At 57.8% G+C, this 12,352-nt stretch carries 14 protein-coding genes; 4 read left to right on the forward strand and 10 right to left on the reverse strand.

Annotated elements, in window-relative coordinates:
• Positions 1-295 precede the first annotated feature (295 nt).
• Positions 296-523, forward strand: coding sequence for a SlyX family protein (locus H0S68_RS22845; RefSeq protein ID WP_020837259.1), 228 nt, complete (start codon positions 296-298; stop codon positions 521-523).
• A gap of 60 nt (positions 524-583) precedes the next feature.
• Here the strand turns inward: H0S68_RS22845 and slyD are convergent, their stop codons facing one another.
• The 4 genes from slyD to kefG all read right to left on the reverse strand — a co-directional run bounded on the left by slyD (position 584) and on the right by kefG (position 3,882).
• Positions 584-1,180: a peptidylprolyl isomerase gene (slyD, locus tag H0S68_RS22850; RefSeq protein ID WP_020837261.1), complete on the reverse strand. Its 597-nt coding sequence runs from the start codon at positions 1,178-1,180 to the stop codon at positions 584-586.
• A gap of 121 nt (positions 1,181-1,301) precedes the next feature.
• Entirely contained in the window at positions 1,302-1,505 is a 204-nt protein-coding gene (locus H0S68_RS22855; RefSeq protein WP_004951224.1) for a YheV family putative zinc ribbon protein, read from the reverse strand.
• 14 nt (positions 1,506-1,519) lie between these two features.
• Positions 1,520-3,328: a glutathione-regulated potassium-efflux system protein KefB gene (kefB, locus tag H0S68_RS22860; RefSeq protein ID WP_048760541.1), complete on the reverse strand. Its 1,809-nt coding sequence runs from the start codon at positions 3,326-3,328 to the stop codon at positions 1,520-1,522.
• 2 nt (positions 3,329-3,330) lie between these two features.
• Complete coding sequence (gene kefG / locus H0S68_RS22865; RefSeq protein WP_041415731.1) at positions 3,331-3,882, reverse strand: glutathione-regulated potassium-efflux system ancillary protein KefG; 552 nt, start codon at positions 3,880-3,882, stop codon at positions 3,331-3,333.
• A gap of 133 nt (positions 3,883-4,015) precedes the next feature.
• Between kefG and H0S68_RS22870 the strand changes: the two genes are divergently transcribed.
• On the forward strand, positions 4,016-5,929 hold the full coding sequence (locus H0S68_RS22870; protein ID WP_020837266.1) for an ABC transporter ATP-binding protein: 1,914 nt from the start codon (positions 4,016-4,018) through the stop codon (positions 5,927-5,929).
• 18 nt (positions 5,930-5,947) lie between these two features.
• Here the strand turns inward: H0S68_RS22870 and tauD are convergent, their stop codons facing one another.
• From tauD to H0S68_RS22900, 6 genes are all read right to left on the reverse strand, one after another.
• Positions 5,948-6,796, reverse strand: coding sequence for a taurine dioxygenase (tauD, locus tag H0S68_RS22875; RefSeq protein WP_020837270.1), 849 nt, complete (start codon positions 6,794-6,796; stop codon positions 5,948-5,950).
• The gene (gene tauC / locus H0S68_RS22880; protein ID WP_115060703.1) at positions 6,793-7,629 is read right to left on the reverse strand and encodes a taurine ABC transporter permease TauC; all 837 of its coding nucleotides are present in this window, start codon (positions 7,627-7,629) and stop codon (positions 6,793-6,795) included. The genes tauD and tauC overlap by 4 nt, the downstream gene beginning before the upstream one ends.
• Entirely contained in the window at positions 7,626-8,393 is a 768-nt protein-coding gene (gene tauB / locus H0S68_RS22885) for a taurine ABC transporter ATP-binding subunit (protein WP_020837273.1), read from the reverse strand. The genes tauC and tauB overlap by 4 nt, the downstream gene beginning before the upstream one ends.
• A 9-nt stretch (positions 8,394-8,402) precedes the next feature.
• On the reverse strand, positions 8,403-9,398 hold the full coding sequence (gene tauA / locus H0S68_RS22890; protein ID WP_122080377.1) for a taurine ABC transporter substrate-binding protein: 996 nt from the start codon (positions 9,396-9,398) through the stop codon (positions 8,403-8,405).
• 226 nt (positions 9,399-9,624) lie between these two features.
• Complete coding sequence (locus H0S68_RS22895; protein ID WP_201895937.1) at positions 9,625-10,407, reverse strand: PhzF family phenazine biosynthesis protein; 783 nt, start codon at positions 10,405-10,407, stop codon at positions 9,625-9,627.
• A gap of 10 nt (positions 10,408-10,417) precedes the next feature.
• Entirely contained in the window at positions 10,418-11,020 is a 603-nt protein-coding gene (locus H0S68_RS22900; protein WP_020837282.1) for a LysE family translocator, read from the reverse strand.
• Positions 11,021-11,139: 119 nt separating this feature from the next.
• Here H0S68_RS22900 and H0S68_RS22905 point away from each other — a divergent pair, with 119 nt between their 5' ends.
• Positions 11,140-12,120 carry a hydrolase gene (locus tag H0S68_RS22905; RefSeq protein WP_020837284.1) on the forward strand — a complete coding sequence of 327 codons (981 nt, stop codon included), beginning with the start codon at positions 11,140-11,142 and terminating at the stop codon, positions 12,118-12,120.
• Positions 12,117-12,350 (forward strand): YheU family protein, encoded by a 234-nt coding sequence (locus H0S68_RS22910; RefSeq protein WP_020837285.1) that lies wholly within the window; start codon positions 12,117-12,119, stop codon positions 12,348-12,350. The genes H0S68_RS22905 and H0S68_RS22910 overlap by 4 nt, the downstream gene beginning before the upstream one ends.
• Positions 12,351-12,352 lie beyond the last annotated feature (2 nt).

The raw sequence follows: 12,352 nt of genomic DNA on the forward strand, positions 1-12,352 counted from the left end.
ACAAAACAAAACAGTCACACAGGTAACCAATCGAGTCAAAGTGTGACTCCAGCTTTAAACAGAAGTTTCGTTTAATGTGCTACCCGTATGATAAGTCAGATTTTTCCTGCGCCCGTGGTATCCACAGTAACAAAAACCGCCACACCGAGCGCTCTATTTTTCAGCACTTTACACAGTGCACCCGCGTTTTCCGTCTGCCCCCGCACACAGCGGGGTGAAATAGCGCAGCGCAAAGCCGTCGGCAGCTGTTACCATAGCGTCAGATTCAGGATTTAACCGCGTCAGAGGTAGCATCATGCACAACGCCGATATCCAAAGCCTGTTACTGCGGCTTGAAGAACTGGAAAGTCGTCAGGCCTTTCAGGAAGTCACTATTGAAGAGCTCAATCAGACCGTGGTGAAACACCAGCTTGAAATGCTGAAATTGCAGGATCACCTGCGCGTGCTGACCGACAAGCTGCGATCGACTCAAACGTCGATGATCGCGTCGCAGTCGGAAGAAACGCCGCCGCCACATTATTGATAAGCCATAAAAAAGGGCAGCCTGAGGGCCGCCCTTTTTTTTGCCGTTACTGCGCCGCGATTAGTGGCAGCCGCAACCGCCGTTACCACAACCGCCTTTCTTGGCCTGACCGTGATCATGCGCGTGGTCATGGTCGTGATCGTGGCCATGGCCGCCGCAGCAACCTTCACCGTGTTCGTGGTGATGGTCGTGCTCGCCGTGTACGTGGCCGTGCGCCAATTCTTCAGCGGTAGCTTCGCGGATCGCGACAACTTCTACGTTGAAGTTCAGGTTCTGACCAGCCAGCATGTGGTTACCGTCAACCACTACGTGATCGCCGTCCACTTCGGTGATTTCGACCGGCACTGGGCCCTGATCGGTGTCAGCCAGGAAACGCATGCCAACTTCCAACTCGTCAACGCCCATAAAGACGTCTTTCGGCACGCGCTGCACCAGGTTTTCGTCGTAGTTGCCGTACGCATCGTTAGCGCCAACGTTAACGTCAAAACGATCGCCCGCTTCGTGGCCTTCGAGTGCTTTTTCCAGACCTGCGATCAGAGAACCATGCCCGTGCAGATAGTCCAGCGGCGCACTCACCGGAGACTCATCAACCAACACACCGTCTTCTGTACGTACTTGATAAGCCAGGCTGACCACCAAGTCTTTTGCTACTTTCATGATATCTCCTACCGTTGGATACTTGGACGCAGCCGTCATGAGGCCGCGCCTTTACCGGACAGATTGTATCGGAAATCTGCCCCGCTGTACCCTCCAGCATAAAAAAACGCGCTCGATAACGCTATTCCGGATGGAAAATACCGATCACCTGCTCCTGCGGCCGGACGTGCTTTTCCACCTGCTGTTCGGTCTGCCGCTGATGATGGCCGCACTTGACGCACTCCACCACTTCGACCTGGTCTTCACGCCAAACGGCCAGCGTATCCATAGCCTTACAGCTTGGGCAGACCGCCCCGGCGATAAATCTTTTCCGTGTTGCAGACATCTCAGTGCTCCAAATTATTCGTATTCATCCCAGCCGTCGAACTGGCGACTCTCTTTTTGCATTTCCCGGTGGAAAAGTTCTTCCAGCTCGCGCCGCGCTTCCTTCACGCGGGAAATTTGCGCCACATCACCGTGATGCGGCGGCATCAGCTCACGCAACATCCGCATATCCAATCGACGGAAGTGCTGCTGTGCGCGATAGGCCTGATGAGGATGCATGCCCAGTTCCATCAGTGCCTTGCGCCCCAGTTCCAGCGCACTGGAAAAAGTTTCGCGACTGAACTGCTTGACCCCTGCCTGCAACAACTCATGCGCTTCCACACGGCCGCGCGCCCGCGCCAAAATACTCAGCTCGGGAAAATGCTGCTGGCACAGGCGGACAATTTCCATGGTGTCTTCCGGCTCATTACAGGTGATCACAATCGACTTTGCCTTCGCAGCGCCGGCCGCACGCAGCAGTTCCAGCTCGGTGGCGTCACCGTAATACACCTTATAACCATAGCGCCGCAGTACGCCGACGGCGCTGACATCGCGCTCCAGGACGGTAATGCGCATCTTGTTGGCCATCAGCAGGCGGCCGATCACCTGACCAAAACGTCCGAAGCCCACGATGATCACCTGCGGATCGTCGTCTTCCACATACGGGGTCTCTTCGTCCTCATCCCGGGCGTTATAACGGCGCACCAGGATGCGATCGATAATCTGCATCAGCAGCGGCGTAGTCATCATCGACAGGGTCACCACCACCAGCAACAGCGCAAGCTGATCGGGCTGCAACACCTTCTGCGCCCCCGCCGCCGAAAACAGCACGAAGGCAAACTCTCCGCCCTGACTGAGCACGCCGGCAAACTGCAAGCGCACTGAGCTGCGCAGGCCGAAAATGCGCGACAGCGAGTACAGCACCCCTGACTTAATCGCCACCAATAACACCACGCCCAGCAGCACTTCGGCCAGATGGGTATAGAGTACGCCGATATTCAGCGCCATGCCCACCGAGATAAAAAACAGCCCCAGCAGCAGCCCTTTGAAAGGCTCGATGGAGATTTCCAGCTCGTGGCGATATTCGCTTTCGGCCAGCAGCACGCCGGCGATAAAGGTCCCTAGCGCCATAGAAAGACCAAGGGCATCCATAAACATCGCCGCCCCCAGCACCACCAGCAGGGCGGCAGCGGTGAAGATTTCGCGAACTCCGGAAGAGGCGATATAGCGAAACAGCGGACGCAGCAAGAACCGTCCGCCGATCAGCATGCCGCCGAATGCTGCCACCTTGAGTGCAATTTGTGCCCAATCATCGCTGCTGCCGCCGGCTCCGGCCAGGATCGGGATCAGCGCCAACGCCGGGATCACCGCCATATCCTGGAACAGCAGCACCGAGAACCCCAACTGGCCGCCTTCGTTGCGGTTCATGCCCTTCTCGCGCATCAGTTGCAGCGCCATCGCGGTTGAGGACATCGCCAACCCGATACCGCCAATCACGGCGGCCTGCCAGGCAAAATGCGTCAGATAAAGCAGCGCGCCCAGCACGGCGGCGGTGATCAGCACTTGCCCGGCGCCGACGCCAAAGATTGAGCGCCTGAGTTCCCACAGCTTGCTCGGATTCAGTTCCAGCCCGATGATAAACATCAGGAACACCACGCCCAATTCGGAAAAGTGCAGGATCTCGTCGACGTCGCGAATGAAACCCAATCCCCAGGGGCCAATGGCAATACCGGCAATCAGGTAACCCAGCACCGCGCCAATCCCCAGGCGTCGGGCAATTGGCACCGTGACCACGGCGGCGAACAGAAACAGTAAAATTGCGGTCAGTAACGTTGAGCCTTCCATGTTTACCTTCCTCCGTGCGGCAACGGGTTACGCAGCCAGTCGCCATACGCCGTGGCATGGTTTTCCAGCACTTCCGGCTTTTGACGGCGCGCCCAATACACCAGCATCGGCGTCAGCCAGTGCATATGACACATGGCGGCGGTCAACTCAAACGGCCGCAGAATATCTTCCATCGGGTAGCGGTTATAACCGCCGGTACGATAGGCCCCCTCCGGTTCCCCGGTGGTGATCACCGAACGCCAATACTTTCCCGCCAGCGCATTGCCGCCCATGCCGCTGGCAAAACCACGCGACAGCACGCGGTCCAGCCACTCTTTCAACAGGGCCGGACAACTGTAGGTATAGAGAGGATGTTGAAAAACAATGACCTGATGTTCACGCAGCAGTTGTTGTTCGTGGTGAATATCGATAAAAAAATCAGGATAGTGCGCGTATAAATCGTGCACGGTGACATGTTCCAACTGCTGTGCCGGTCGAAGCAAAACCCGATTCGCGACCGAGTCCTGGGATTCCGGATGGGCATACAGCAGCAAGACCTTGGGCGGCTGCGACATCATTCCCCTCCAAAGCGTCGTCAGGGTAGCGGTTTTCCGTTACCATGCTCCGCAAAGACTAATAATAGGACAGTCTGTGTCCTGTTAACTTAGAATCCATTCAATTTAACATACTCTGAACATACGGCGCTTTATGATTGTATTCTCCTCGCTACAAATCCGACGCGGCACCCGCGTCCTGCTGGACAACGCCACGGCGACGGTTAATCCAGGTCAGAAGGTCGGCCTGGTGGGTAAAAACGGCTGTGGCAAATCTACGCTGCTGGCCTTGCTGAAGGGTGAGATGGCCGCAGACGGCGGCAGCTACACCTTTCCAAGCAACTGGGCCCTGGCCTGGGTAAATCAGGAAACGCCGGCGCTCGACGTGCCGGCACTTGAGTATGTTATCGACGGCGACCGCGAATTCCGCCAGCTTGAAGCCGACCTGCAGCTGGCAAACGACAAAAACGACGGCCACGCCATCGCCACGCTGCACGGCAAGCTGGATGCCATCGACGCCTGGACCATACGCTCCCGCGCCGCCAGCCTGCTGCACGGCCTGGGGTTCTCCAACGAACAGCTGCTAAATCCAGTCAGAGCCTTCTCGGGCGGCTGGCGTATGCGCCTGAACCTGGCGCAGGCGCTGGTGTGCCGTTCTGATCTGCTGCTGCTCGACGAACCGACCAACCACCTGGATTTGGACGCGGTGATCTGGCTGGAGCGCTGGTTGAAAGGCTACCCTGGCACGCTGGTGCTGATTTCGCATGACCGCGACTTCCTGGATCCGATCGTCGATAAAATTCTGCATATCGAACAAGAAACCATCAACGAATACACCGGCAACTACTCCTCGTTCGAACGTCAGCGTTCGACCAAGCTGGCCCAGCAGCAGTCGCTGTACCTGAACCAGCAAGAGAAAGTGGCGCATCTGCAAAGCTATATTGACCGCTTCCGCGCGCAGGCCACCAAGGCCAAGCAGGCGCAGAGCCGCATCAAGATGCTCGAACGCATGGAACTGATCGCCCCGGCCCACGTGGATAACCCGTTCAGCTTCAGCTTCCGCCAGCCGGAAAGCTTGCCAAACCCGCTGCTGCGTATGGAGAAGGTCAGTGCCGGCTACGGCGACAAGGTGATCCTGAACTCGATCAAGCTGAATCTGGTGCCTGGCTCACGCATTGGCTTACTGGGCCGTAACGGTGCCGGCAAATCGACCCTGATCAAAATGCTGGCCGGCTCGCTTGAACCGTTGAGCGGTGAAATTGGCCTGGCGAAGGGCATTAAACTGGGTTACTTCGCCCAGCATCAGTTGGAATTCCTGCGGGCCGACGAGTCACCGTTGCAACACCTGAGCCGCATCGCCCCGCGTGTGCTGGAACAACAGCTGCGCGATTACCTTGGCGGCTTTGGTTTCCAGGGCGATAAGGTCACTGAAGCCACAGAGCGGTTCTCTGGCGGTGAGAAAGCGCGGCTGGTATTGGCGCTGATCGTCTGGCAGCGCCCCAACCTGCTGCTGCTCGATGAACCGACCAACCACCTGGATCTGGACATGCGTCAGGCGCTGACCGAAGCGCTGATCGATTTCGAGGGTGCGTTGGTGGTGGTCTCGCACGACCGTCACCTGTTGCGCTCTACCACGGACGATCTCTATCTGGTGCATGATGGCCAGGTGGAAGTGTTCGAAGGCGATCTGGACGACTATCAGCAATGGCTGAGCGACCTGCAACGTCAGGAAAACCAGCAGGACGCCCCGGAAAAAGAGAACAACGGCAACAGTGCGCAGGCACGTAAAGACCAGAAGCGTCGCGAAGCCGAGTTCCGCAGCCAGACTCAGCCACTGCGCAAGCAAATTGCCAAGCTGGAACAACAGATGGAAAAACTGGGCGCCGAACTGGCGGCGGTAGAAGAGAAGCTGGCGGACTCCGCGCTGTACGACATCAGCCGCAAGGCCGATCTGACTCTCTGCCTACAGCAACAAAGTCAGGCCAAGTCCGCCTTGGAAGAAACGGAAATGACCTGGCTGGATGCGCAGGAGCAGTTGGAACGCTTTACGCAAGAGTTCGAATCCTAAGGACTACGGGGCGGTCTGTCACCCCTTGTAAAAGGGTTTATCCCCCAAGATGGTCGCACGGTGCATAATGCGCCGCTGTGGCAGATAATCCGCGTTGGCGTAATGTTGCGTCACGCGGTTATCCCAAATGGCGATGTCATTTTCCTGCCAGCGCCAGCGCACCTGGAACTCCGGCTTGGTAATGTGAGCAAACAGGAAGTTCAGCAGCGCGTCACTTTCCTTCGGTGCCAAATCAACAATTCTGGTCGTGAAACCTTCGTTGACGAACAGCGCCTGCCGGCCGCTGACCGGGTGGGTACGTACCACCGGGTGCAATAGCGGTGGGTTTTTCTGTACCGCCAACTGCCAGCGCTGATGTTCCTCTTCGCTGCCACGGTGCTTGTATTCCGGGAATGATTTGGTGAAGTCATGCTCCGCCTGCAGGCCCGCCAACAACTGCTTAAAAGGGGCAGACAAGGCTTCATAAGCTGCGATACCGCTGGCCCACAGCGTATCACCGCCGGTGGTTGGCAGTGTTTTCGCGGCCAAAATCGCCCCCAACGGTGGGTTTTCGATAAAGGTCACGTCGGTATGCCAGTTATCGTTGTCAGGCGGATTATTGTCATGGGTATCCAGCACGATAATCTCTTTCACATCGGCGGCTTGCGGGTAAACCGGATGGATGTGCAGATCGCCAAAGCGGCCGGCCAAATTACGCTGTTGCAACGGCGTGATCGGCTGATTGCGCAAGAACAGCACCTGATGTTTGAGCAACGCGTGGTAGAGCTGCTCGAATTGACCGTCGCCCAGCGGGCGCGCCAAATCAACATTTTCCACCAGCGCACCGATATAAGGCCCCAACGGGGTGATACTCAAACGTTCGTTCATTGCTGTACTCCATGCCACGGGGTTAATCGGCGCTGCAAGGCACGCAGCCCCAGCTCCAGCCCAAATGCAATAATCGCAATCACGCCAATACCGGCCAGCACCACATCGGTGGCCAAAAACTCTCCGGCGGATTGCACCATAAATCCCAGACCGCGCGTGGCGGCAATCAGTTCTGCTGCGACCAGCGTCGACCAGCCGACCCCCAGCCCAATACGGATACCGGTTAAAATCTCCGGCAAGGCGCTCGGCAGCACCACAAAACGCAGCACCTGCCAGCGGTTGGCGCCCAGCGCGCGCGCCGCGCGCACCCGAACCTGAGCCACGCTACGCACTCCCGCCACGGCGGACAGCGTCACCGGGGCGAAAATCGCCAGATAAATCAGCAGGATTTTCGAAGTTTCACCGATGCCGAACCAAATCACCATCAGCGGTAAATAGGCCAGCGGCGGCACCGGACGATAAATTTCAATCAGCGGATCGAGAATGCCGCGTACCGTATCGTTCAGCCCCATGGCAATACCCACCGGCACCCCGATAATCACCGCGGCCAGCAACGCAACCAGGATGCGCCCCAGGCTGGCGGCCAGATGCTGCCATAGCGTGGCGTCCATAAAACCCTGCGGGCTGGCTATGGTGATCAACTGATGCAGCACCTGCTGCGGCGCCGGCAAGAACAACGGGCTGATCAGGTTCAACGCGGTTACGCCCCACCAAATAGCCAGCACCACCAACAGGGTGGCGCTGCTCAACCAGACGTTGCGTGGCACGCTAAAGCGCCGCGGTGCCGCAGCCTTCGGCTGGGCAACCTCTTTAAGGGCAGAATGCAGGCTCATAACAAGGCCTCACGCTGTTGGAAGACTTTACCCAGCACGTATTCGCGCTGGGCGATAAATTCAGGATCAGACTTGATCGAACGGCAAGGCTCACCGTCGGCATAGCGTTGGCCGAAATTCAGCGCCAGACGCTCCACCACCTGCCCCGGTCCCGGCGACAGCAGCAGCAGCTCACTGGCAAGGAACACCGCCTCTTCAATATCGTGGGTAATCAACAACACCTGCTTGCCGGTATCCCGCCAGATGGTCAGCAGCAGTTCCTGCATTTGTTCACGGGTAAAAGCATCCAATGCACCGAACGGCTCATCCAGCAACAGCAAACGCGGATTGGCCGCCAGTGCGCGAGCTATGCCCACGCGCTGGCGCATACCACCGGAAAGCTGCCAGATAAAGTGCTGATCATAACCGGCCAAACCGACGCGCTGCAGCATCTGCAGCGCCACTTCACGACGCTGCGGCTTGCCGACTCCGGCCAGCTGCAAGCCAAATTCGACGTTATCCACCACGTTACGCCACGGCAGTAAACCTTCATGCTGGAACACCACGCCCCGCTCGGCCCCGGGGCCTTTTACGGGAACTTCGTCAAGCGTGATGCTGCCAGCTGAAGGCTCGATAAACCCGGCGATCAAATTCAGCAGCGTGGTTTTGCCGCAGCCCGAAGGGCCAAGCACCACCACCAGTTGTCCAGCGTCAATCTGGAACGAGACGTCGCGCAGCGCAGGACGCCCCTGGTACTCTGCTGAAAGATGGTTAACGTTTAGCATTCTGCTCCCTTACGACTGCGGCGCAGCCTGCACCTGTTTCACAAAGCGATCGGTGACATAGGCACTGTAATCGCTGTCGACCTGGGGAATTTTGCCCTGCTGTTTGAGGAACTCGGCGGTGTCATGAATGGCTTTGTCCACCGGCTGACCAAGCTGGGTGATCTGTTCGGCGACCGGCAGGTAAGTATTGCCCTGCACCAGCACCGGTATCTGCTCTTCCGGCACGCCGCTCAACCGGGACAGCGTGCTGAGGTTGCCCTTGTCCTTCAGCCACTGTTCCGGCTGCGCCAAATAGGCTTTTTGGGCGTTCAGTGCGCTGGCGGCAAAGGCCGTCACCACTTCAGGATGCTTCTCGGCAAAGTCCTTGCGCACTACCCAAACGTCGAGCGTCGGGGCGCCCCATTGTCCGACCTGGGCGGAATCCGTCAGCACCTTGCCCTGTTTGGCCAACTCATTGACCACCGGAGCCCAAACATAGGCGCCATCGATATCACCGCGCTGCCAGGCCGCGGCGATGGCCGGCGGTTGCAGATTGAGGATTTTGACCTGCTCTGGCTTGATACCCCAGTGCTTCAGAGAAGCCAACAGGCTGTAGTGCGTGGTTGAGATAAAGGGTACGGCGATGCGCTTACCGATCAGATCCTGCGGGCTTTTAATCTCTTTTTTCACCACCAGCGCTTCGGAACTGCCGAGCTGGGAGGCGATCAAAAACACTTCGATAGGCAGTTTTTGGCTGGCGGCCACCGCCAATGGGCTGGAACCGATGTTGCCAATCTGGACATCCCCGGAAGCCAATGCGCGCAGCACGCTGGAGCCACTGTCGAATTTGCGCCAGTCAACGGTAGCGCCGGACTGTTTGGCGAAGCTGTTTTCCGCCTGCGCCACCTTGGCGGGTTCCGCCGATGTCTGGTAGGCCACGGTCACGTCCACCGCATAGGCGCTGGCCGCGCTGAGTGACAACACCAGCAGCGCCGCACTGCGTAGAGAAAAGAGTTTGCTCGCCATGATCGCTCCGTTGATAAAAGTCTGTTCAATTACTGACAGTTTTATCCGAGCGTTGGCGAGCTATAAAAGAATAAAAAACTCTGCGTTATTACTTATGGGAATATTTAATCAAATCATCCCGATGTGGCGGAATCCCTCCAGGGAATCTTTTAGGGGCCCGCGTCAGTGTTCTCACATTAAGATAAAAAGTCACGGGCGGTGGCTGGTTGAAACGAACCCCATCTGCTTACAGGCTCAGTTCGCCACGCAAAAAAATCTGCGCATAGCCGCCTATCAGGGTACGGTCGCCTTTCAGTTCGCAGAACAGCTCACCGCCGCGCGCCGAAATCTGCCGCGCGTGTAATTGATGGCGGCCGAGACGGGCGCTCCAGTAAGGCATCAACGTGCAGTGTGCAGAGCCGGTAACCGGATCCTCACCGCCGTCCAGCGTGAAATAGCGCGAAACGAAATCCACCGTTTCGCCCGGTGCGCTGGTGATCACCGCGCGCCCGGCCAAAGTAATCAACGCCGGGATATCCGGCTGCAACGCTCGCACCTGCGCTTCGTTTTCCAGCACCACCAGCAGCGCATTGGCTTGCCACACTTCCTGCGGTTCAACGCCCAATAGCGCGCTCAGCCCGGCAGGCGTCGCGATTTTTTGCGGCGGTCGGGACGGAAAATCCAGGATCAAGCGTTCGCCATCTTCGGCGTCGCGCTTAACGTACAAATCACCGCTTGCCGAACGGAAACGGATATCCTGCAACGCCGGATTGACCGCGCTGAACATCACGTGCGCCGCCGCCAGCGTGCCGTGGCCGCACAGATCCACCTCACGATGGGGAGTAAACCAGCGAATGGCCGACATATCGCCATCGTCCCAGACGAAGCTGGTTTCAGGCAGGCTCAGCTCATTGGCGATCGCTTGCATCTCGGCGGTCGACAACGGCTGTTTCAGCAGGCATACGCCGGCCGGATTGCCGCGAAGCCCTTCGCCGGTGAAGGCCACTACGTGGAAGTAATTTTCTGCCATCCGCAACTCCTTAATGCCAGATGAGTAACACACAGGCCGCCGTCAGCAGCCCCATAGACAGATTAAAGATGATCCAGGCCTTTTTGCTGCGTAACAGGCGGCCAATCACCGTGCCGAAGCCGAGCCAAATCACCCCGGCAACGATATTCACCACCAAAATGCCCAGCGAGATCGCCACAATCGACGTGTTGTACCTGTCGCCTGCCAGGCTAAAACTGGCCACCGCCCCCAGCGCCATCAGCCAGGCCTTGGGATTAAGGAACTGCAACAGCCAGCCCTGATACAAGCGTATCGGTTTGGGCGGCGCCACGTCGGTCTCCAGCTTTTCATAGGCGGCAGTGGCCACTTTCCACGCCAGCCATAACAGGTACAGGCTGCCGAGGATTTTCAGCACCAGGTGCAGCGCAGGATAAACCAGGATCAGGCTGCCGACCCCGAACGCCACCAGCAGCAAAATACTTTGCATCCCCAGCATGATGCCTATCATCAACAGCAGCGAGCGCATAAAACCAAAATTGGCGCCGGAGGTGGTCAGCAACATATTATTAGGGCCTGGCGTGATTGCGGCGACCCACAGGAAGCCTAACATCGAAAGAAATAAACTCGGTTCCATGAGGTGGGTGCTCCTCACCCAGGGTGATTTTTTGCAGTATTATTGTCAGTTCAGGATAGTGAAGCTAACAGCGCACTATTAATCCCACAATAGCCGCCAATAAGATTTTTACTCAGGTTATGCATGAATCCTTTCGCCCTTTGACCGGGGCCAGTAATCCGCATCTGCAGACGCTGCTGCCAAGGCTGGTGCGCCGCCGCGTGCAGCTAAAACCACATTGGCAACGGCTGGAATTGCCCGACGGCGACTTTGTCGATCTCGCCTGGAGCGAAGATCCGGCTCAGGCTGCCGGCAAGCCGCGCGTGGTACTGTTCCACGGACTGGAAGGCAATTTCTACAGCCCCTACGCTCACGGTCAGCTCAGCGCCTGGCGTGAAAAAGGCTGGCTTGGCGTGGTGATGCATTTTCGCGGCTGCAGCGGCGTGCCGAACCGCAAGCAGCGCATCTATCACTCCGGAGAAACGGAAGATGCGCGTTTCTTTCTGAGGTGGCTGCGCGCAACCTACGGCGAAGCCCCCACCGCCGCGGTCGGGGTCTCGCTCGGCGGCAACATGCTGGCCTGCTACCTGGCACAGCAGGGGGCGGACAGTCTGCTGCAGGCGGCTGTCGTGGTTTCAGCACCGCTGATGCTGGAGCCCTGTTCGTGGCGTATGGAACAAGGCTTTTCGCGCGTTTATCAGCGCTATCTGCTTGGGCAACTCAAACAAAATGCCACCCGCAAGCTGCTGCACTACCCTGACACGTTGCCGCTCAAGCTGCCGCAGCTCAAAGCGTTGCGCCGGATCCGCGACTTTGATGACGCCATTACCTCGCGCATTCACGGCTTCAGCGACGCCAGTGATTATTATCGCCGTTGCAGCGCCCTGCCGCTGTTGCCGGCGATCCAGACGCCGTTATTGATCATCCATGCCAAAGACGATCCCTTTATGACCGACGAAGTGATCCCCGAGGTCACCACGCTGCCGCACAACATTGAGTATCAGTTGACCGAGTTTGGCGGCCACGTCGGTTTTGTCGGCGGCACCTTGAAACACCCCCAAATGTGGCTGGAATACCGTATTCCATCCTGGCTTTCCCCTTATCTGGACACAACCACGTGATTATCCCCTGGAAAGAACTGGAAACTGAGACCCTAAACAGCCTGATCGAGTCCTTTGTGTTACGCGAAGGCACCGACTACGGCGAGCACGAACGCTCGCTGGAACAGAAAGTGGAAGACGTGCGCCGCCAGTTGAAAAACGGCGAGGTGCTGCTGGTTTGGTCAGAACTGCATGAGACCGTCAACATCATGCCACGCGGCCAGTTCCGCGCCGGGCAGGAAGAAATTTAGTG

It is taken from the genome of Serratia sp. AXJ-M, assembly GCF_046531865.1.
GTDB classification, from domain to species: domain Bacteria; phylum Pseudomonadota; class Gammaproteobacteria; order Enterobacterales; family Enterobacteriaceae; genus Serratia; species Serratia liquefaciens.